Here is a 21620-nt window from a genome sequence, read left to right as displayed (position 1 = left end):
CCTACCCGAAGGTCTTCGAGTTGTCCCGCGGCGCCAGGTCGGCCAGGCCGACCATGCAGCTGATCAGGCAGCGTGCGTAGACGTTGACCAGGTTGCCGAAGCGCACGAACCGGCTCAGCTGCTCGATGGTGAGCCAGCAGTAGTCGTCCGGGACGTCGAGGTCGAAGTCCTCGCCCACGTCGAGCACCATGTAGCGGTTCTCGGTGTGGTAGAACCGGCCGCCCTCCTCGGAGTGCACGACGTCGACGAGGACGTCGTCGCCGGTGGCGTTCTGCAGCACGTCGAGGAACATCGGCCGGCGCGCGTAGGGCAGGTGGGAGTAGTTGGCCGGGTTGCAGGCCACCGACGGCCCGATCTCGACGATGTCGTGCGTTCCCGCCTCGGTGCGGGCGTGGGCCAGCATGTGGAACACGCCGTCGACGGTGCGGCCGATGAATCCGACGAGGCCGCGGTCGATCGGGGCGAGCATCGGCTGCGACCAGCTCGTCACCTCGCGGCTGGTGGCGGTCACGTCCACGGCGATCACCGAGAAGAAGCGGCCCGCGTCGTGGACGAGCCGGCCGTCGGCCCAGTGCCAGTTCGGGACCTCGTCGAGCGGGATCAGCTCCTGGTGCAGCCGGAAGCGGGACTTGGCCTCGCAGAACCAGCTGAGGACCTGCTGGAAGCGGTACCTGGCGGGGCCGGCGAACCGGCTGCGCAGCGAGATCGGGCCGGGCAGCGCGTACGGCAGCCCGGACAGCACGGTGCGCGAGTCCATGTTCACCAGGTTGGGCACCTTGAGCAGCTCGATCACCAGGTCGACGTTCAGCCAGCAGAAGTGGTCGTGGACCACGAGGTTCTCGTCGACCTCGATGATCATGTTGCGGTTGCGTTTCTTGTAGAACCACGAGCCTTGCTCGGACTGCAGCGCGTCGAAGACGATGCGGCCGGTGCGCGGCGCGACGAAGTAGTCGAGGTACGGCACGGTGCTGCCGCCGTGGACCCGGGTGTAGTTGCTCCGCGTGGCCTGAACGGTCGGCGAGAGCTGCATGACGTTGATGTTGCCCGGCTCCATCTTGGCCTGCATGAGGCAGTAGACGGTCTGGTCGACCACCTTGATCAGCAGGCCCAGGATGCCGATCTCGGCCTGCACGATGATCGGCTGCCGCCAGGAGCTGGTGTCGCGGTGGTCGGTGTCGACGCGCAGACCCTGGATGGAGAAGAACTTGCCGCTGTCGTGCACGATGTTGCCGGTGCCGGGCTCCGTCCGCCACGCCGTGGCCGCCTGGACGGGGATCCGTTCGACCCGGTAGCGGTCGCGGGCGTGCTGTTCGGTGAACCAGGCGTAGAACTCGGCGACGTCGTCGAACATGGCTGTCGGTCCTCCACGACGTGTCGTGCCGTTCACCGGCGCTCGTCGTACCACTGATGCGGCGTGTTCCAGTCCCACCGCTCGATCGTGTAGAGCCAGAACTCGTCGGGCAGACAGACGTAGGGGACGTACATCGCGAAGGCGGTCCTGCCGCACTGCGCCAGGAGATCCACCGTGTATCCCCAGGCCGCGCGCAGGAGCCCCCGGCGGGTCGGCGCGTGGTCCGAGCCGCCGAGCTGCTGCGGCGCCAGGTCGTCCATCAGGATCTAGATCCTTCGCCCGCTGAACGCGAACTTGCCGAACATGCCGGTCTTCGCGCTGCCGGTCATCGTGTCGCCGGTGACGACGCCGCCGAACGACAGCGTCACGGGGGCCCGCTGCAGCTTGACCTTCCACTGCACCCGGTCGTCGGTCACCGCGCCGTCGAAGATCTCGCTCTCCATCTTGTACGCGTTGTTGATGAGCGTGCCGGTCAGCACGCCGTTGTCGGCGACCACCCGCAACGACACGTCCTGCTTGCCCATCGGGCTGTCGACGATCAGGTTCCACGTACCGCTGACATCCATCGGTGCTCCAATCTGTCCGCGTCGGCAACGATTCCGGCGATCGCTAAAGCGTTCATAAGTCGGCGCTAACGGCCGCGGCGCCGGCCCACATCGCGCGCATCGACTCGACGAGGGTGTACTGCGGCCGCCAGCCCAGCCGGTCGCGGGCCCGGGTGATGTCGAAGCGCGTCCAGCTCCCGCCGAGGCTCTCGACCCGCTCCTCGTGCTCCACCACGGCTTCCGGGCGCAGCCCCGTCGCCGCAACCAGCGCACGGACGATCGTCCGCAGGCTTGTGGCCTCGCCGCTGCCGATGTTGACGAGCGGGTCGGCCGCTGGGAACCGTACGGCCAGGACGACGGCCCGGGCCACGTCGCGCACGTCGACGTAGTCGCGGCGGTCGCCGGCCACCGTGATGTCGATCCGCTCGTGCGGCGCCAGGGCCGCCAGCCGCCGCACGAGGGAGCCCAGGAACCCGACCGGCGACGGGTTCGGGCCGTAGGTGTTGGCCACGCGCAGCACCGCGCCGCGCACCTCCCCGTCACGGATCGCGGTCAGCACGCGTCGCGAGGCGGCGAGTTTGGCGGTGGCGTAGGTCGACTCGGGCCGCTCCGAGGTGTCCTCGACGATGGACAGCCCTTCGGGGACCGGGCCGTACTCGTGGATGGTGCCCAGGTGGACCAGGCGCGGCACCGGGTCGAGCGCGCGCAGGCACTCGAGCAGGCGGTCGACCGGCTCGACGTTCCCGGCGTGCGCCTCGGCGGGGCTGCGGCCCCAGCCGGCGACGGCGTTGACCACGACGTCGACGCGCTCGCCGGCGAGGATGCCACCGAGCGCCGGGTCGGTGACGTCGACCGCGACGAACGTGTCCGCCGCGGTCCCGGCCGGCGTCCGCCGGGCCACGCCGAGGACGTGGTGCCCGGCCTCCTTCGCCGCCGCCGTGATCTGCCCGCCGAGGCAGCCGGTGGCGCCCAGCACCGCCACCCGCAGCGGCCCGGCCGGGCCGGTCACCGGGCGCCTCCGGCCTGTGCCTCGCGCTCGGCGGCCAGGCACGCCTCGTAGCCGGGCAGGAGGCCGCGCCGCCGCGCCTCGAGGAGCCCGACGGCGGCGACGTCGCGCTCGGACCGTACGAACGCCATGTCCCGCGGCCACGGAAGCCCCAGCTCGGCGTCCATCGCGTCGAGGGTCTGCTCGCGCTCGGCGACGTAGCCGGTGGAGACCAGGTACGACATGATCGTGTCGTCCTCCAGGGCGAGGAAGGCGTGGCCGACGCCGACCGGCAGGTACACCGAGCGCCACGTGTCCGGGTCGAGCTCCACCGAGTCCCAGACGCCGAACGTGGGCGAGCCGACGCGCAGGTCGATCACCGCGTCGATCGCGCGGCCGCGGCTGCAGCAGACGTACTTCGCCTGGCCGGGCGGGACCGAGGTGAAGTGGATGCCGCGCAGGACGCCTTTCGCGGAGCGGTTGAAGTTCGTCTGCGCCACGGTGAGCCGGTGCCCGACCGCGTCGGTGAACTCGTCGCCGAGCAGGGGGGAGACGAACGCGCCCCGCTGGTCGCCGTGGACGACCGGCGTGAACTCCCAGCTTCCGGTGACGGCGAGGGGTCGGACCTTCATGACGGCTGCCCTCCGCTGTCGCGTACGGCCGGGACCGGTCGGGTCCGGCTCACCGGACCGCGGCCACGTTGAAGAACCGCATGTTCTGCGGCATCAGGGGGTGCAGCTCGCTGGTGACCAGGAACCCCTGGTCCCGCAGCAGCGTCTCGATGTCGGCCAGCCGGGAGCCCGCGGTGTCCTGCACCTCCAGCTCCACGGCGCGTACCTTCGGCCAGTCCGCGTCGTCGATGCCCAGCAGGACGTCGAGCTCGGTGCCCTCCACGTCGATCTTCAGCAGGTCGACGGTGTCGACGTCGGGGTGGTGCTCGGCGAGCACCCTGGAGAGCCGCTCCACCCGGACGACCAGCTCGGTCGGGGTGTAGAGCTGCTCGGTGCTCTCCCGGCCGATGCGGGCGGCCATCAGGTCCTTCGCCATCGCCTTGTCCTGCGGGGTGAACGTCGAGTTCCCCGGTAGGTTCGGGTAGTAGGTGAACGTGGCCTCGCCGGTCCGGCTGCCCAGCCCGCACTCGTGGACCGTCACGTCGGTCACGTCGTGCAGCTCGACGTTGAGCCGCATTGCCTCCAGGTTCTCCGGCGCCGGTTCGAACGCGAGGACCCGTGCCTTGGGCCGGACCTGCTTGGTGTACAGCGAGAACAGCCCCACGTTCGCGCCGACGTCCACCACGACCGGGGCGTCGGGCAGCCCGGCGAGACTGTAGGTCTCGTGCCGGAAGATCTCCTGGTAGATGAACCGGGCGTCGCGTTCGCTCGGCGAGTAGAACACGAATCCGTCGGTCATCTCGATGCGCTGCGGGCTCATGGGCCGGGACCTTTCCGGTCTGTGCAACGATATTGATCGATATGTTTGGATCAGTCCAGTCGACCAGGGGCGGCTGAAGAGTGCCTAAAGCCCGGCACCGAACCAGGTCGTGAGCGCGGCCCGCAGCCCGTCGGCGCCGCCGCCGGCCGCGTCCGCGGACTCCGCCCAGGCGATCCGGCCGTCCGGGCGCAGCAGGATCAGCGACGCGTCGATCCACGGGCTGGGCTTGACCGTCACCACGTCGACCCGGTCCAGCCACTCGGCGGAGCGGGTCGTGGTGCCGCCGTCGTCGCGGAACTCGACGACAACGCCGCGCCCCGGCTGCAGCAGCTGCGCCAGCGACGTCTCCCCGGCGGCGCCGACCAGGGGCACGCTGGAGATCCTGCGGCCCACCAGCGGGTGCAGCGGCTCGGCGACACTCTCGTACTCCAACGGGTAGCGCACGTCCAGCCCGTACACCAGGTTGACCAGGAACTCGTTGACCTGGTCGAGCTCGATGAGCTCGGTCATGAGCCGCCGCAGCGGGGCGAGACGGTCCAGCGGGTGCAGCAGCCGGAACTGGGCGAGCGTGCTCTGGCAGGCCCGTTCGCCGACCGGCCACCGCTCGGTGTGGTAGCTGTCGAGCAGGTGCTCGGGCGCCTCGCCGTGCACCGCCGCGGCCAGCTTCCAGCCGAGGTTCACCGCGTCCTCGATGCCGGTGCTCATGGACTGGCCGCCGAGCGGGAAGTGCACGTGTGCCGCGTCGCCGGCCAGGAACACGTTGCGCCGGCGGTAGCGCTCCGCCTGCCGCGTCGAGGAGTCCCAGCGCCGCAGCCAGCGCGGCTTGACCTCGCCGAGGTCGATGCCGCTGAGCCGGTGCGCGCACGTACGCAGCTCGTCCACGCTCACCGGCGCGGCCGGGTCCTCGGGTTCGACGTCGAACTCGGCGGTCATGATGCGCAGCGCGCCCGCGACGACGGGCGCGGCGGTCAGCAGCCCGCCGACGAACTCCCGGGCGCCGAGGAACGTCAGCAACTCGCTGTCCTCGGCCACCTCCACGTCGCCGACGATGCCACGGAACGGCAGGTCCTCCCCGTGGAAGCCGATGTCCGCCAGGCGGCGCACCGTGCTGCCCGGGCCGTCGCACCCGACGAGGAAGCGGCCGTCGAGGGTGTGCTCCGCCCCGGCCGCGCGGACCCGCACCGGGACGACGTCGTCGTCCTGGGCGAAGCCGACGACCTCGTGGCCCCACCGGATCTCGGCACCGAGCCCGGCCGCCTCCCGGGCCAGCACCCGCTCCAGGTCGGACTGGGCGACGATGTAGTTGTACTGGCGCAGGTCCGGCACCCGCGACGGCTCCAGCCAGAGCTGGGCGAAATGCGCCGCGGGAAAGTCGAAGCCGTGCTCGCCCACGGACTCCATCAGGCCGCGCTGCTGCAGCAGGTCGACGACGGTCGCGTTGATCGCCATCCCCGGCCGCGCGGGCGTCGGCTCCGGCAACTGCTCGACCACGGTCACCGGCACATCACGCAACGCCAGTTCGTAGGCCAGCATCAGCCCGGTGACGCCGGCGCCTGCGATGATGACGGGATTGGGCATCGGTACTCCTCGGTTCGGGGTGTCGGCTCAAGCGGGCAGGGCCGCGGCGAGGTGCCGGGCCAGCGCGCGGGGCGTCGGGTGTTCGAAGACGGCGGCGGGTGCCAGGTCGATCCCCCGCTCGCGCAGGGCGGTGCACAGCTCCAGGACGGCGAAGGACGTGAAACCGAGATCGAGGAAGCTGGCCGTCTCGTCCATCGGTTCGCCCGACTCGTAGCCCAGCGCCAGCGGCGCCTGGCTGCACACGAGGTCGAGCAGCAGCGCCTCGCGCTGCTGCGGGGACGCGGCCGCCAGCCGAGACCGCAGCTCATCGACCGCCGCACCCGCGGCGACCGGCGGACCGGACCGGAGCAGCGCCGTCAGCCGCGCCTCGTCCACGTCGGCGACGAGCACCGACCCGCCCCCGGACCGGACGTGCCCGAGCACGGCTTCGGCCAGCCGGTGGCTCGGCGGACGCCACCCGCCGTCCTCTGCGGACGGGGCCGGATCGCCCCAGCCGACCGCCAGGGTGGGCCGCCCGCCCGCGTGCCGGCGCTGCGCCCAGGCGTGGATGTACGCGGCGGCCTCGGCGCCGGGGCCGCCGGACAGGCCCGCCGCCCCGGCGAACGGCGAGAACACGACGAACGACTCCGGGTGGTGGGCGGCGGTGGCCTCGTCGAGGGCGGCGAGCTCGCCGGCGATGCCGTCGGCCCGCGCGGCCGTGACCGCACCGACGTGGATCACCGCGTTGAGCCGGGTCCCGGCCGGCAGGGCGGCCAGCGCCGCGGCGGCCGTCGCGTCGCCCGGCCCCGCGATCACCTCGGCACCCGTCTCGCTCAGCTCCGCGATCAGCTTCTCCCGCTCGGGCGTGTCCGCCCCGACCAGCACCAGGCGATCCGCGCCGTGCCCGGCCAGCCACCGCGCCAGCGACGCGCCCAGTGCCGAGTCCGCCCCGGCGAGCAGCACCGCCCCGGACGGCGCCCATTCGGCGGGCCCGGCGGCGGGGCCAGCCGCGGCACGAGCACCTCCCGGCCGCGGACGGCGAGCCGATCGGCGCCGGCGGCGGCCAGTCGCAGCGCCGCGGCGAGCTGCGGGGCGCCGGCCGCGTCGAACCCGTCCGGCACGTCGACCAGCGCGCTGCCCGGCTCGCCCGGCGCCCGCGTCAGGGCGCCCCACACGCGGGCCCGCTCCGGGTCGACGTTGCCGCGCGCCGCCGCGACCGCCCGGCTGGTCACCGTGACGAGCGGGACGCCGACGCCGGCCCGCTCCAGCCGGCCGGGCAGCGCGGCGAGCCGGTCCAGACCGAGCCCGGCCCCACCGGCGAGCCAGACGACAACACCGGCCACCGGCCCGTCCGCCCGGGCCTGCGCCTCGCGCACCAGCCGCACCACGTCCCCGGCGTCGGCGCCGGGGGCGACCGGCAGCGTGACAGCCGACGGCAGGGCACCGGCCACGGCGTCGCCCGGACCGCCGGGCGCCGGCTCGGGGACCACGACCAGCCACACGCCGTCGCCGCGGGCCGGCGCCGTCGCCGGCACCCACTCCACCCGGTGGACGCACCGCCGCCGCCGGTGCCAGGCCGAGACCGCCGGCAGCAGCGCCCCCAGCGCCGAGCGCTCCCCGGCGGACACGTCGAGCAGGCTCGCCAGCCCGTCGAGGTCCCCGTGGTCCACCGCCGCCCAGAACGCGGCCTCGTCACCGCGCGCTCCCGACGGGGGCCGCCGCGGCCCGGACGCGGTCGCGTCCGGCCAGTACGGCACCCGCTCGAACGGGTAGGTCGGCAGGTCGGCCGTGCCCGCCGCCGGCAGCAGCGGCGACCAGTCGACGCGCCGGTCCCGGCTCGACGTGTGCAGCTGCGCCAGCGCGGTCAGCACCGTCCGGACCGGCGGCTTCCGGCGCACGCCGAGCGGGACCATGACCGGCCGGGCGTCCGGCGCGACTGCCCGCAGCGTTTCGGCGGTGAGCGTGGTCAGCACGGCGTCCGGGCCGAGCTCGACGTAGCGGGTCACACCCAGCCGGTGCAGGCACTCGGCCGCGGCCGCGAACCGCACGGTGTGCCGGATGTGGCGGGCCCAGTAGCCCGGCTCGGTCAGCTCGTCGGCGGGGGCGCCGGTGAGCGTCGACACGACCGGGATCCGCGGGCTGCGGTACGTGACAGCCTCCGCCGTCCGCCGGAAACTGTCCAGGATCGCGTCGGTGTGGCCGGTGTGGAAGGCCCGGTCGACGTGCAGCCGCCGGGCCCGAACACCGTCGGCGGCGAGCCGCTCGGCCAGGGCGGCGATCACGTCCGGATCGCCGGCCAGGACATGCGCGGTCGGACTGTTGTGCGCGGCGACCTCAACGCCGTCGCGCAGATAGATGCCGAGGGTGTCGATGTCCGTGGTGACGGCGAGCATCGCCCCCGGCGGCAGCTGCTGCATCAACGCGCCCCGAGCCGCCACCAGGCGCGCGGCGTCCTCGAGGGAGAACACTCCGGCGACGTGGGCCGCGGCCAGCTCGCCGACGGAGTGCCCCACGAGGTGGTCCGCGGTGACGCCGAACGCCTCGACCAGCCGGTGGAGCGCGATTTCGTACGCGAACAGGGCGGGCTGGGTATAGCTGGTCCGGTCCAGCAGGTCGGTGTGCGTACCGAACATCACCTCCCGCAGCGGGTGCTCCAGCAGCGGGTCGAACACCGCACACACCTCGTCCAGCGCGGCGGCGAAGACCGGGAACGACCGGACGAGTTCGGCGCCCATCCCCGCGTGCTGGGCGCCCTGCCCGGTGAACAGGAACGCGGTGCGGCCCCCGGCGGCAGTGCCCACGAGGAGGTTGCTCGCCGGTTCGCCCCGCGCGAGGAACCCCAGCCGGTGCATGATCTCCTCACGGCCGGAACCGATGATCGCGGCCCGGTGGGGCAGCAGGGCCCGGCCGGTGGCGAGGGTGTGCGCCACCGCCCGCAGGTCCGACTCGGGGTGCGTGCGCAGGTGCCCGGCCAGCCGGTCCGCCACCGCCGCCAGGGCCGCCGGGGTCTTCGCCGACAGCAGCACCGGCAGGTCGACCGGCGCCGGATCACCGGGCACCGCGGCGTCGACCTCCTCCGGTGCCTGCTCGACGACGATGTGGGCGTTGGTGCCGCTGATCCCGAACGACGACACCGCCGCCCGGCGCGGCCGGCCCCCGGTGGCCGGCCAGGCGCGGGACTCGGTCAGCAGTGCCACCTGACCCGCGGCCCAGTCGACGCGGCTGGACGGGGTGCCGGCGTGCAGGGTCCTGGGCAGCACACCCGCCCGCAGCGCCTGCACCGTCTTGATCACCCCGGCGACGCCCGCGGCGGCCTGGGTGTGGCCGATGTTCGACTTGATCGACCCCAGCCACAACGGCTGCTCGCCGGCGCGGTGCCGGCCGTACGTCGCCAGCAGTGCCTGGGCCTCGATCGGGTCGCCCAGCGCGGTACCCGTGCCGTGGGCCTCGACCGCGTCGACGTCCGCCGGTGTCAGCCCGGCACCGGCCAGCGCCTGACGGATCACCCGCTCCTGGGACGGCCCGTTGGGTGCGGTCAGGCCGTTGCTGGCGCCGTCCTGGTTCACCGCCGAACCCGTGATCACGGCCAGCACGCGATGGCCGTTGCGGCGGGCGTCGCACAGCCGCTCCAGCACCAGCACCCCGACGCCTTCACTCCAGCCCGTACCGTCGGCCTGCTCGGCGAACGACCGGCAGCGCCCGTCGGGGGAGAGGCCGCGCTGCCGGGCGAACTCGATGAACACCCCCGGCGTGGCCATGACGGTCGCGCCACCGGCGAGGGCGAGCGTGCACTCACCGGCGCGCAGCGACTGCATCGCCAGGTGCACCGCCACCAGCGACGACGAGCACGCGGTGTCCACCGTGATCGCGGGGCCCGAAAGGCCGAGGGTGTAGGCGAGCCGGCCCGACGCGACACTGCCCGCGCTGCCGATCCCGGCCAGGCCCTCCACGCCCGGCACCCCGAGGTACTGCAGCAGCGCGGCGTAGTCGTCGTACATGACCCCGACGAACACGCCGGTCGCCGACCCGCGCAGCCGCTGCGGGTCGATGGCGGCACGTTCGAGCGCCTCCCAGCCCGCCTCCAGCAACAGCCGCTGCTGAGGGTCGATCGACAGCGCCTCCTTGGGCCCGATGCCGAAGAACCGCGCGTCGAACCGGTGCGCGTCGTGCAGGAACCCGCCACCGCGGGCGTAGGTCTTCCCCGGCCGGTCCGGGTCCGGGTCGTACAACTCCGCCACGTCCCAGCCCCGGTCCAGCGGGAACCCGGAGATCGCGTCGGTGCCCGCGGCGACGAGCTCCCACAGGTCCTCCGGGGAAGCCACGCCGCCGGGGTACCGGCAGCTCATCCCGACGATCGCGATCGGCTCCCGGCCGGCGGCCTCGACCGCGGCCAGCCGCCGCCGGGTCTGGTCGAGGTCCCTCGTGACCCACCGCAGGTAGTCGACGAGCTTCTGTTCGTTGGTCATGCTTCCCCATCGCTCTCGTCAGTCCGTGGATCAGGCCCGGCCCAGGTCGTTGTCGATGAACTTGAAGATGTCCTCGGCGGTGGCGAACGCGTAGCGGTCCTCCGCCGCGTCCGCCGCCGGCTCCTCGAGCTTCGCCAGCAGCGACCGCAGCCGGCCGCTGATCGCCGCCCGGGTTTCGCCGTCACACGAAGCGGTCAGCGTCGCGGCCTCCCAGCGGGCCAGGTCGCGCAGCAGCGCCGGCACGGCCTCACCGGCGTCCGGCGTGAGCTGCCGTTCGATGTGATGCACCAGATCCAGTACCGTCGGATGGTCGAAGACGCTCGTGGCGGACAACCGCAGCCCGGTGGCGGCGTTGAGCCGGTTCCGCAGTTCGACCGCCGTCAGCGAGTCGAAGCCGAGATCCTTGAACGCCTGCTGCGGGCCGATGCCGCCGGCGTCCCGGTGGCCCAGGACCGCGGCGACGGTCGTGTGCACCAGATCGTTGAGCGCCGCGTGCCGCTCGGCCCCGTCCAGCCCGTCCAGGTCGACGGTCCTCGTGGCGGCGCGGCCCCGGGACGGAGTGGGCACCAGGCCGAGCAGGAGCGGCGGCAGCACCCCCGCCTGCGCCGGCGGGCGCAGCGCCATCGGGTCCAGGGCCGCGGCCAGCAGCGCCGGCTGCCCGGTGCCGAGCGCCGTGTCGAGGAGCCGCAGCGCGTGCTCGGTGGGCATGGGAGTCAGGCCGTTGCGCGCGATGCGGGCCCGCTCGGCTTGGTTCAGGGTGCTGGTCATGCCGCTGGTGTGCGCCCAGTGCCCCCAGGCGACGGAGGTGGCGGGCTGGTTGTGGGCGTGGCGGTGGTGGGCGAGGGCGTCGAGGAAGGTGTTGGCAGCGGCGTAGTTGGCTTGTCCGGGGCTGCCGAGGGTGCCGGCGACGGAGGAGTAGAGGACGAACGCGGCGAGGTTGAGATGTGCGGTGGCGTGGTGGAGGTTCCAGGCGGCGTCGACCTTGGGGCGTAGCACGGTGTGGAGTTGTTGCGGGGTGAGGGTGTGCACGGTGGCGTCGGCGAGGACGCCGGCGGTGTGGAATACGGCGGTGAGTGGGTGTTCGGCGGGGATGGACGTGATCAGGTCGTTGACCGCTGCCGGGTCGGCGGTGTCGCACGCGGCGATGGTGGCCGAGGCGCCGTGCTGGTGTAGGCGGGTGATGAGGTCGTCCGTGCCGGGGGCGTCGGGGCCGCTTCGGCTGGCCAGAAGCAGGTGTTTGGCGCGGCCGGTGGTGGCGAGGTGTTCGGCGAGGAGGGCGCCGAGGGTGCCGGTGCCGCCGGTGATGAGGACTGTGCCGTCGGGGTCGAGGCCCGTTGGGGCGGCCTGGCCGGGGTGGGTGCGGGTCAGGCGGGGTGCGAGAAGTTGCCCGTCGCGGACGGCCAGCTGCGGTTCACCGGCGGCGACCGCGGTGGGGATGTCGTCGGTGTCGGTGTCGAGCAGGACGAACCGGCCGGGGTGCTCCGACTGCGCGGAGTGGATCAGGCCCCACACGGCAGCGGCGGCCAGATCGGTGACGTCCTCACCAGGGGCCACTGCGACCGCGCCGCGGGTGTGGACCACCAGCCGGGAATCGGCGTGCCGGTCGTCGGACAGCCAGTCCTGCACCCTCCGCAGGGTCTCCTCGGCCAGCCGGTGCGTGCTGGTCACGACGTCACCGCCGCCGCTGACCCTGAGCACCTCGGTAGGCTCAGCCGGCTCCGGCACCGGGCCCACGGTGACCCAGTCGATCGAGAACAGCGAGTTGCGCAGCGCGCCGGAGCCGAGCGTCTCGAGGTGACCGGCGGGCATGGCACGCGTGGTCAGGGCTCCCACGGTGACGACCGGACGGCCCGTGGGATCCAGCGCGGCGACAGCGATCGCGTCCGGCCCCGCGCCACGGATCTGGACGCGCAGCTGCCGGGCGGCGGTGGCGTGCAGCGTCACCCCCGTCCAGGCGAACGGCAACCGCACCTCTTCTCCGCCGGCGAGCAGCACCGCCGCGTGCAGCGCGGCGTCCAGCAGCGCGGGATGGATGCCCCAGTCCGCGATCTCGGCCTCCTCGGGCAGGGAGACCTCGGCGTAGACGACGTCGCCGTCGCGCCAGGCGCCGGTCATGCCCTGGAAGACCGGCCCGTAGTCGATGCCGGCAAGGGACATGTCGGCGTAGTAGCGCTCGACCGGGATCGGTGTGGCGCCCATCGGCGGCCACACGGCCGGCGCGTCGGCCGGGGTGCCGGTCGCAGCCGCGGTGAGGGTGCCGGTGGCGTGGCGGGTCCAGTCCTGGTCGCCGGCTCGGGAGCGGATGGTGACCGGCCGGTGCTCATCGTCGCCCGGAGGGCCGACCTCGACGTGCAGGGAGCGGGTCTCGTCGCCGGTCAGCGCCAGCGGTGTCTCGATGGTGAGGTCGTGCAGGTGTGGGTGGCCGGTGTGGTGTCCGGCATGCAGGGCGAGTTCGACGAATGCGGTGCCGGGTAGCAGCACGGTGTCATGGACGGTGTGGTCGGCGACCCATGGTTGGGTGTCGAGGGATAGCCGGCCGGTGAACAGCACGATGCCGCTGTCGGGCGATTCGATCGCGGCGGCGAGGAGTGGGTGTTCGCCGGAGGTCTGGCCGAGGTCGGCGGGTTCGCCGGTGTTGTGCCCGGCTCGGAGCCAGTAGTGCTGGTGCTGGAACGGATACGTGGGCAGTGCCACCGGCGTCGGCGCAGGGTCGGGCAGTGGCCAGTTGATGGGGAGTCCATGGACGTGTGCGGTGGCGAGGGCGGTGGTGAATGCGTCGTGGTTGCGGTGTTGGCTGGGGATGGCGATGGGTGTTGGGGTGTGGGTGTCGAAGACCTGTTCCAGGCTCGGGATGAGGGTGGGGTGGGGACTCGTTTCGATGTAGGTGTGATGCCCGTCGCGGAGGAGGGCTTGGGTGGCTTGGTGGAATTGGACGGGGTGTCGGAGGTTGTTGTACCAGTAGTCGGCGGTGAGTTCGGCGGGGTCGATTCGGTCGCCGGTCAGGGTGGAGTAGATGGCGACCGTGGTTGGTTGAGGGCTGATGCCGGCAAGGTCGGTGAGGATCTGGGCCTTGATGGTGTCGATGTGTGGGGTGTGGGAGGCGTAGCCAACGGGCAGAACCCGGGCTCTGATGCCGTTGTCCCGGCAGTGTTCGACGACCTCGGCGACGGCGTCGGGGTTGCCGGCGATGACGGTGCTGGTGGGTCCGTTGTAGGCGGCGATGTGCACGTCGGGGTGTTGGTGGAGCTGGTTTGGGGGGAGTTCGATGGCGGCCATGTCGCCGTGGCCGATGAGGGTGCGCAGGGTTTGGGAGCGGCGGGTGATGATGTGGGCGGCGTCGTGGAGGGTGAGGACGCCGGCGGTGTGGGCGGCGGCGATTTCGCCTTGGGAGTGGCCGATGACGGCGTGGGGTGTGATGCCGTGGTGTTGCCAGAGGGCGGCGAGGCCGGTCATCACCGCGAAGAGGGCGGGTTGGACCAAGTCGACCTGGGTCAGCCAGTCAGTGTCCTCACGGTGGAGGAGCTCGTGCAGATCCCAGTCGACCCAGGGCCGGAAGGCTTCGGTGCAGGCGTCGAGGTGTTGTGCGAAGACGGGGTGGGTGGCGGCGAGGGTGCGGCCCATGCCGGCCCATTGGCCGCCTTGGCCGGGGAAGACGAATACGGCTTTGTGCCCGGTGCGGGCGGTGCCGTGGACGAGGCCGGGGTGGGTGGCGCCGGTGGCGAGTGCCTGCAATGCCTGGTTGGGGTCGTGGCCGGGGAGGATGACGGCTCGGTGTGGCATGAGCGCACGGCCGGTGGCGAGGGTGTGGGCGACGGCGGCGAGGTTTTCGGGGATGTGCCCGGCGAGTTGTCCGGCGGAGGCTGCCAGGGCTGTGTCGGTTTTGGCGGACAGCAGTAGCGGCAAATCGGTTGTGTCGCTGGCAGCGGGTGTCGTTCGGGGTGCTTGTTCGAGGATGAGGTGGACGTTGGTGCCGCTGATGCCGAACGAGGACACTGCAGCCCGCCGCGGCCGGCCGTGGTCGGGCCAGGCAACCGGTTCGGTGAGCAGGGCGACCTGCCCGGAGTCCCAGTCGACGTGGCTGGTGGGCGTGTCGACGTGCAAGGTCTTGGGCAGGACGCCGGCGTTCAACGCCTGGACCATTTTGATCACACCGGCTGCACCAGCGGCGGCTTGGGTGTGGCCGATGTTCGACTTGATCGACCCCAGCCACAGTGGCTGGCCGTCGGTGCGGTCTTGGCCGTAGGTGGCGAGGAGTGCTTGGGCTTCGATGGGGTCGCCGAGGGTGGTGCCGGTGCCGTGGGCTTCGACCGTGTCGATGTCGGCGGGGGTGAGGCCGGCGTTGGCGAGCGCCTGCCGGATGACCCGTTCCTGGGATGGGCCGTTGGGTGCGGTGAGGCCGTTGCTGGCACCGTCCTGGTTGACCGCCGAACCCGCGATGACCGCCAAGATACGGTGACCGTTGCGCTCGGCGTCGGACAACCGCTCCAGCACCACCAGGCCTACGCCCTCGGCGAGTGCGAAACCGTCCGCCGAGTCTGCGAACGCCTTGCATCGGCCGTCGGGGGCCAGGCCGCGTTGCCGGGAGAACTCGACGAAGAGACCGGCCGTGGCCATGACGGTCACGCCGCCGGCCAGCGCGAGGCTGCACTCGCCGTTGCGCAGCGACTGTGCCGCCAGGTGTACCGCGACCAGGGACGACGAACAGGCGGTGTCCACCGAGATCGCCGGGCCTTCCAAGCCCAGGAGGTAGGCCAGCCGGCCCGATGCCACACTGGGCGTGGCACCGGTGACCAGGTGCCCGGCCACGTCCCGGTAGGACGCGGCATTCGAGGGGGCGTAGTTCTGCGCCACCACGCCGGCGAACACGCCCGTGGGCGTCGCCCGCAGGGCCGTCGGATCGATGCCCGCGTTCTCCAGGGCCTGCCATGCGGTCTCCAGCAGCAGGCGTTGCTGCGGATCCATGGCGAGCGCCTCACGCGGGCTGATGCCGAAGAAGCCGGCGTCGAACTCGGCCGCGTCGTGCAGGAAGCCGCCGTGGCGGGTGTATGACGCCCCGTGCTTGGCCGGATCAGGGTCGTACAGTGCGGTCAGGTCCCAGCCGCGATCGGTCGGCATGGTGGTGATCGCGTCGGCTCCGGTGTCGAGCAGGCGCCACAGCTGTTCGGGGGAGTTCGCGCCGGGATACCGGCAGCCGACGCCCACGATCGCGATCGGATCACCGATGCGGTCGGCGGGCGGTGCCGCCATTTGGCGATGCCCGGACGATCCAGCCGTACCTTCGGCCTTGAGGAAGGCCACCAGCGCCCCGGGGGTCGGGTGGTCGAACACCAACGTGGCGGGCAGCCGCAGACCCGTGGCCGTGTTGAGCCGGTTGCGCAGCTCGACGGCGGTGAGCGAGTCGAACCCGAGGTCCTTGAACGCCTGCGCCGGGTTGACCGCCGACCCGTCGCGATGCCCCAGCACCGCGGCGACCTGGGAGTGGACGAGATCGGTCAGGTACGCGTCGCGGCCCGGCTCGTCGAGCTGCGCCAGCCGGTCGCGCCACTCGGCGCCGCTGACGGCCGCCGCGGCCGCCGCCCGGCGGACCGGCACCCGCACCAGCTGGGCGAGGATCGGCGGCAGCGCCCCTGGGCCGCGTGCCGCCGGATCGACGCCGGGTTGAGGCCCGCGGGCACGACGGCGGGCTGCGCGCCGGCGACCGCGGCGTCGAGGAGCGCCAATGCCCGCTCGGTCGCCAGCGGTCGCATCCCGGCCGCCATCCGCCGGGCGAAGCGGTCGTCGAGCCGGCCGGTGAGCCCGCTCGTCTGCGCCCACGACCCCCAGGCCAGGCCGGTCGCGGGCAGGCCGCGCGCCGTACGGTGGTGCGCCAGGGCGTCGAGGAACGCGTTGGCGGCGGCGTAGTTGGCCTGCCCCGCGTTGCCGAGCGTGCCGGCGGCGGACGAGAACAGCACGAAGGCGGTCAGCTTCAGGTGTGCGGTCGCCCGGTGCAGATGCCACGCCGCGTCGACCTTCGGCCGCAGCACCCGATGCAGCTGGTCAGGGGTGAGGGTCTGCACGGCGGCGTCGTCGAGGACACCGGCGGTGTGGATGACCGCCGTGAGGGGGTGTTCGCGGGGGACACCGGCGATCAGCTCCGCCACGGCCGCCGGGTCGGCCACGTCGTGGGCGGCGACGGTGACGGTCGCGCCGAGCCCGCGCAGCTCGTCGAGCAGTTCGGTGGTGCCGGGGGCCGCCTCGCCGGATCGGCTGGTGAGCAGCAGGTGCCGTGCCTGGCCGGTCCGCACGAGGTGGGTCGCGACCAGCCCGCCGAGCGTACCGGTGCCGCCGGTGATCAGGACCGTCCCGTCCGGGCCGGAAGGCTCCGCGCGCAGCGGCTCCGGCACCGTCAGCGCGAGCTTGCCGACGGTGTGGCCCTGCGCGAGTTCTCGCAGTGCGGAGGGGGCGAGCCGCACATCGCGCGCCCGCACCGCCAGCGGCCGCAGCGCGCCGACGGCGAAGAGCGCGCCCAGCTCGTCGAGGATCTCCCGGATCCGGTCCGGCCCCGCTTCGGTGAGGTCGAAGGCGCGATACCGTACGCCCGGATGCCGCCGGCCCACCGCGTCGTCGTCGCGGATGTCGGTCTTGCCCATCTCGATGAACCGGCCCGCCGGGGCGAGCAGCCGCAGCGAGGCGTCGACGACCTCACCCGCGAGCGCGTTGAGCACCACGTCCACGCCGCGGCCGCCGCTCACCCGGCGGAACCGCTCCTCGAACGTCGCGTCACGCGAGGAGGAGATCGCCTCGGCGGCGATGCCCTGGCCCCGCAGCACCGGCCACTTGTGCGGGCTCGCCGTGCCGTAGACCACGGCGTTCCAGTGCCGCGCAAGCTGGACCGCCGCCATGCCGACACCGCCCGCGGCGGAGTGGACCAGCAGTGTCTCGCCCGCGTCGAGGGCAGCGAGGTCCCGCAGGGCGTAGAAGGCGGTGACGAACGCGACCGGAGTGCTCGCCGCCTCCGCGTCGGACCAGCCCGCCGGGACCCGCGACAGCAGCCGCCGGTCGACGTCGCACAACTGCTGGATCGCCCCGGTGAACAGCCCCATCACCCGGTCGCCGACCGCGAGGTCGGTGACCCCCTCGCCCACGGCGGTGACGACACCGGCCGCTTCACTGCCGAGGTCGGCGCTGCCCGGGTACATCCCCAGCACGATCATGGTGTCGCGGAAGTTCAGCCCGGCCGCCCGGACGGCGACGCGCACCTGCCCCGGACCCGGCGCCGGCGCCGGGTCCTCGCCCGCCCGCAGCACCAGTGACGAGAACGACGAGCCGTCGCCCACGCCCAGCCGCCACGGTGCGGTTCCGGGCGGCGGGCTCAGCTCGTCGTCGGGCCGGTGCCGCACGAGCCGGGGCGCGAACAGCTCGCCCTGGCGGACGGCCAGCTGCGGCTCTCCGGCGGCGACCGCGCTGCCCAGCACCGCGCCGCTGACCTCGAGCCCGTCGCAGTCGACGACAACGAACCGGCCCGGATGCTCACTCTGGGCGCAGCGGATCAGGCCCCACACGGCGGCGCCGGGCAGATCGACGACGTCGTCACCCGTGCCGGCCGCCACGGCCCCGGTGGTCACCACGGCGAGCGTGCCGCGCTCCTCGCCCAGCCAGGCCTGCAGCAGTTCGAGCACGGCCTCGGCGGTGGCGTGCGCGGCGGCCGGCACGTCCGTGGTTCCGGCCGGGGGGATCGAGACGACGAGATCGGGTACCGGCTCGCCGCCGCGGAGCAGCCGCAGCGCCTCGGCCACGGTGCGGGCCTGTGGCGCCGCCGCGGTGCCGGTGGACACGCGCACCCAGTCGACGCGGAACAGGTCGTCGTACCGCGCGACCTCGACACCCAGCCGGCCCGGCGGGAGCGCACGCGCCGTCAGCGCGTCGATCGTCGCGACCGGCGACCCGGCCGGGTCGCTGACGACGACGGTGATGCGGTCGGGGCCGCTGTGCGACAGCTGGACACGGACCTGCCGGGCGCCGGTGGCGTGCAGGGTGACGCCGGTCCAGGCGAACGGGAGCCGTACGGCGGGATCGTCGCCGTCGCCGCGGAGCAGGGCCGAGGGGTGCAGGGCGGCGTCCAGGAGCGCCGGATGGATGCCCCACTCGGCGGCGTCGATGTCGTCCGGCAGGCGCACGTCGGCGTAGACGTGTGTGCTGTCGCGCCAGACCTTCGTCACGCCCTGGAAGGCCGGACCGTAGGCCAGGCCCGCGGCGGCCAGGTCGGTGTAGAAGTCGCCGACCGGGACAGCCGCCGCGCCGGTCGGCGGCCAGACGGCCGGCACGCCGGGGACGGCAGCGCGTGCCGCGGTCAGGGTGCCGGCGGCGTGGCGGATCCACACCTGGTCGCCGCCGCTGCGGATCGTGACGGGCCGGCCTCCGTCGTCGCCGGGCGGGCCCACCTCGACCTGCAGGGAGCGGGCCTCGCCGGTACCCAGGACCAGGGGCGTCTCGATGGTCAGCTCGTGGAGGTGTGGGTGGCCGGTGTGGTGTCCGGCGTGCAGGGCGAGTTCGACGAATGCGGTGCCGGGCAGGAGCACGGTGTCATGGACGGTGTGGTCGGCGATCCACGGCTGGGTGTCGCGGGAGATGCGGCCGGTGAACAGCACCGTGTCGCTGTCCGGCAGTTCGATGGCGGCGGCGAGGAGTGGGTGCTCGCCGGAGGCTTGGCCGAGGTCGGCGGGTTCGCCGGTGGTGTGTGCGGCTCGGAGCCAGTAGTGCTGCCGTTGGAAGGGATAGGTGGGGAGCGGGACTGGTGTCGGCGCGGGGTTGGGTAGCGGCCATTGCACGGGTAGTCCGTGGACGTGTGCGGTGGCGAGGGCGGTGGTGAAGGTGGTGTGTTGGTCGCGGTGTTGGGTGGCGATGGCGACCGGTGTGTGTTCCAGGTTTGGGATGAGGGTGGGGTGTGGGCTGGTTTCGATGTAGGTGTGGTGGCCGTCGCGGAGGAGGGCTTCGGTGGCTTGCTGGAATCGGACGGGGTGTCGGAGGTTGTCGTACCAGTAGTCGGCGGTGAGTTCGGTGGGGTCGATCCGGTCGCCGGTCAGGGTGGAGTAGATCGCGATGGTGGTGGGTTGGGGTGTGATGCCGGTGAGGTCGGTGAGGATCTGGTCTTTGACTGTGTCGATGTGTGGGGTGTGGGAGGCGTAGTGCACTGGCAGGATGCGGGCGCGGATGCTGTTGTCCCGGCAGTGTTCGACGACTTGGGCGACGGCGTGGGGGTTGCCGGCGATGACGGTGCTGGTGGGTCCGTTGTAGGCGGCGATGTGGATGTCGGGGTGGTGGTGGAGTTGGTGGGGTGGGAGTTCGATGGCGGCCATGTCGCCGTGGCCGATGAGGGTTTGGAGGGTTTGGCTGCGTTGGGTGATGATGTGGGCGGCGTCGTGGAGGGTGAGGGCGCCGGCGGTGTGGGCGGCGGCGATTTCGCCTTGGGAGTGGCCGATGACCGCATCCGGGGCGATGCCGTGGTATAGCCAGAGGGCGGCGAGGCCGGTCATGACGGCGAAGAGGGCGGGTTGGACGAGGTCGACTTGGGTGAGCCAGTCGGTGTCGTCGCGGTGGAGGAGTTCGTGGAGGTCCCAGTCGACCCAGGGCCGGAATGCTTCGGCGCAGGCGTCGAGATGCTGCGCGAAGACGGGATGGGTGGCGAGGGTGCGGCCCATGCCGGCCCATTGGCCGCCTTGGCCGGGGAAGACGAACACGGTCTTGTGCCCCGTAGCCGCTACGCCTCGGACCAGACCTGGATGGGGGGCGCCGGTGGCGAGGGCCTGCAACGCCTGGTCCGGGTTGTGGCCGGGGAGGATGACGGCTCGGTGTGGCAAGAGGGCGCGGCCGGTGGCGAGGGTGTGGGCGACGGCGGTCAGGTTCTTGGGGAGGTTGCCTGCGAGTTGTCCGGCTGAGACGGTCAGGGCTGTCTCGGTTTTGGCGGACAGGAGCAGGGGCAGGTCGGTTTCGGTGGCGGGGACATCCTCGGAGGGGGGTGCCTGCTCGAGAATCAGGTGGGCGTTGGTGCCGCTGATGCCGAACGAGGACACCGCGGCCCGGCGGGGCCGGCCGTGATCGGGCCACGCTACCGGGTCGGTGAGCAGGGATACGTGGCCGGAGTCCCAGTCCACGTGGGATGACGGGGCGGCCACGTGGAGGGTCCTGGGCAGCAGGCCGTGCTGCAGGGCGTACACCATCTTGATGACACCGGCGACGCCGGCCGCTGCCTGCGAATGGCCGATGTTCGACTTGATCGATCCCAGCCACAGCGGTTCGTTGCCGGTGCGGTGCTGGCCGTAGGTGGCCAGCAAAGCCTGTGCCTCGATCGGGTCACCCAAGGTGGTGCCGGTGCCGTGCGCTTCCACCGCGTCGACGTCGGCCGGTGTCAGTCGTGCGTTGGCGAGCGCCTGCCGGATCACGCGCTCCTGGGACGGGCCGTTCGGTGCGGTGAGGCCATTGCTGGCGCCGTCCTGGTTGACCGCGGAGCCGGCGATGACCGCCAGGACCCGGCGACCGTTGCGGCGGGCGTCGCAGAGCCGCTCCAGGACCACCAGGCCCACGCCCTCGCCGAGCGCGAAACCGTCCGCCGAGTCCGCGAACGCCTTGCAGCGGCCGTCGACGGCGAGGCCTCGCTGCCTGGAGAACTCGAAGAACGGGGTGGGCGTCGCCATCACCGCCACCCCGCCGGCCAGCGCCAGGGCGGATTCCCCGTTGCGCAGGGACTGGATCGCCAGATGCATCGCGACCAGGGACGACGAGCACGCCGTGTCGACGGTGATCGCCGGACCCTCCAAGCCCAGCACGTACGCCAGCCGCCCGGACGCGACGCTGGGAATGTTGCCGGTCGCCAGGAACCCGTCCAGCTCCGAGGCCGCGGTCACGTGCTTGACGTAGTCGGAGGCGCTGGCGCCGACGAACGTGCCGGTGTTGCTCTGGCGGAGGCCGTCCGGCCCGAGCCCCGCGTTCTCCAGGGCCTCCCAGGCGGTTTCGAGCAGGAGCCGCTGCTGGGGGTCCATGGCGAGGGCCTCGCGCGGGCTGATGCCGAAGAACTCGGCGTCGAACTCGGCCGCGTCGTGCAGGAAGCCGCCGTGCCGGGTGTACGTGGTGCCAGGCTGCTCGGGGTCGGCGCTGTAGTGGGCGTCGAGGTCCCAGCCGCGCTGCGCCGGCGGCTCGGTGATGGCGTCCGTGCCGGTCACGGCCAGGCTCCAGAGCCGCTCCGGGGTGTCGGCGCCGCCGGGGTACCGGCATGCCATGCCCACGATCGCGATCGGCTCGTGGGCGCTCTC

Annotated in this window: 8 protein-coding genes and 3 pseudogenes; all 11 read right to left on the bottom strand. The window is 72.8% G+C overall.

Annotation, left to right across the window (positions count from 1 at the left end; genetic code table 11):
• Position 1 precedes the first annotated feature (1 nt).
• Positions 2-1351 carry an NDP-hexose 2,3-dehydratase family protein gene (locus ACQPY0_RS33350; RefSeq protein ID WP_432969489.1) on the bottom strand — a complete coding sequence of 450 codons (1350 nt, stop codon included), beginning with the start codon at positions 1349-1351 and terminating at the stop codon, positions 2-4.
• Between the two features lie 32 nt (positions 1352-1383).
• Positions 1384-1611: a hypothetical protein gene (locus ACQPY0_RS33345; RefSeq protein WP_432969486.1), complete on the bottom strand. Its 228-nt coding sequence runs from the start codon at positions 1609-1611 to the stop codon at positions 1384-1386.
• 6 nt (positions 1612-1617) lie between these two features.
• A complete protein-coding gene (locus ACQPY0_RS33340; protein ID WP_432969483.1) occupies positions 1618-1917 on the bottom strand; it encodes a hypothetical protein in 300 nt (99 codons plus the stop codon).
• A gap of 52 nt (positions 1918-1969) precedes the next feature.
• Positions 1970-2905, bottom strand: coding sequence for an NAD-dependent epimerase/dehydratase family protein (locus ACQPY0_RS33335; RefSeq protein ID WP_432969480.1), 936 nt, complete (start codon positions 2903-2905; stop codon positions 1970-1972).
• Positions 2902-3513, bottom strand: coding sequence for a dTDP-4-dehydrorhamnose 3,5-epimerase family protein (locus ACQPY0_RS33330; RefSeq protein WP_432969477.1), 612 nt, complete (start codon positions 3511-3513; stop codon positions 2902-2904). Before ACQPY0_RS33330 ends, ACQPY0_RS33335 begins: the two co-directional genes overlap by 4 nt.
• A gap of 49 nt (positions 3514-3562) precedes the next feature.
• On the bottom strand, positions 3563-4312 hold the full coding sequence (locus ACQPY0_RS33325; protein ID WP_432969474.1) for an FkbM family methyltransferase: 750 nt from the start codon (positions 4310-4312) through the stop codon (positions 3563-3565).
• An 84-nt stretch (positions 4313-4396) separates the two neighbouring features.
• On the bottom strand, positions 4397-5890 hold the full coding sequence (locus ACQPY0_RS33320) for an FAD-dependent monooxygenase (protein ID WP_432969471.1): 1494 nt from the start codon (positions 5888-5890) through the stop codon (positions 4397-4399).
• Positions 5891-5917: 27 nt separating this feature from the next.
• The gene (locus ACQPY0_RS33315; protein WP_432969468.1) at positions 5918-6832 is read right to left on the bottom strand and encodes a beta-ketoacyl reductase; all 915 of its coding nucleotides are present in this window, start codon (positions 6830-6832) and stop codon (positions 5918-5920) included.
• Between the two features lie 653 nt (positions 6833-7485).
• Positions 7486-10335 (bottom strand): annotated as a pseudogene (locus ACQPY0_RS33310) (type I polyketide synthase); the annotation flags it as partial.
• 30 nt (positions 10336-10365) lie between these two features.
• A pseudogene (locus tag ACQPY0_RS33305) lies at positions 10366-15897 on the bottom strand (SDR family NAD(P)-dependent oxidoreductase); the annotation flags it as partial.
• Positions 15828-21614 (bottom strand): annotated as a pseudogene (locus ACQPY0_RS33300) (SDR family NAD(P)-dependent oxidoreductase); the annotation flags it as partial. The pseudogenes ACQPY0_RS33300 and ACQPY0_RS33305, both read right to left, overlap by 70 nt.
• Between the last annotated feature and the right edge of the window lie 6 nt (positions 21615-21620).

It is taken from the genome of Dactylosporangium sp. CA-233914 (genome assembly GCF_050942935.1).
Taxonomy (GTDB): domain Bacteria; phylum Actinomycetota; class Actinomycetes; order Mycobacteriales; family Micromonosporaceae; genus Dactylosporangium.
This window is presented reverse-complemented; position numbering and strand designations above follow the sequence as displayed.

Bases quoted from the DNA above. Each gene is read 5' to 3' on its own strand.
- ACQPY0_RS33325 (WP_432969474.1), bottom strand. From the start codon at position 4,312: ATGAGCCCGCAGCGCATCGAGATGACCGACGGATTCGTGTTCTACTCG.
- ACQPY0_RS33330 (WP_432969477.1), bottom strand. From the start codon at position 3,513: ATGAAGGTCCGACCCCTCGCCGTCACCGGAAGCTGGGAGTTCACGCCG.
- ACQPY0_RS33320 (WP_432969471.1), bottom strand. From the start codon at position 5,890: ATGCCCAATCCCGTCATCATCGCAGGCGCCGGCGTCACCGGGCTGATG.
- ACQPY0_RS33350 (WP_432969489.1), bottom strand. From the start codon at position 1,351: ATGTTCGACGACGTCGCCGAGTTCTACGCCTGGTTCACCGAACAGCAC.
- ACQPY0_RS33345 (WP_432969486.1), bottom strand. From the start codon at position 1,611: ATGGACGACCTGGCGCCGCAGCAGCTCGGCGGCTCGGACCACGCGCCG.
- ACQPY0_RS33340 (WP_432969483.1), bottom strand. From the start codon at position 1,917: ATGGATGTCAGCGGTACGTGGAACCTGATCGTCGACAGCCCGATGGGC.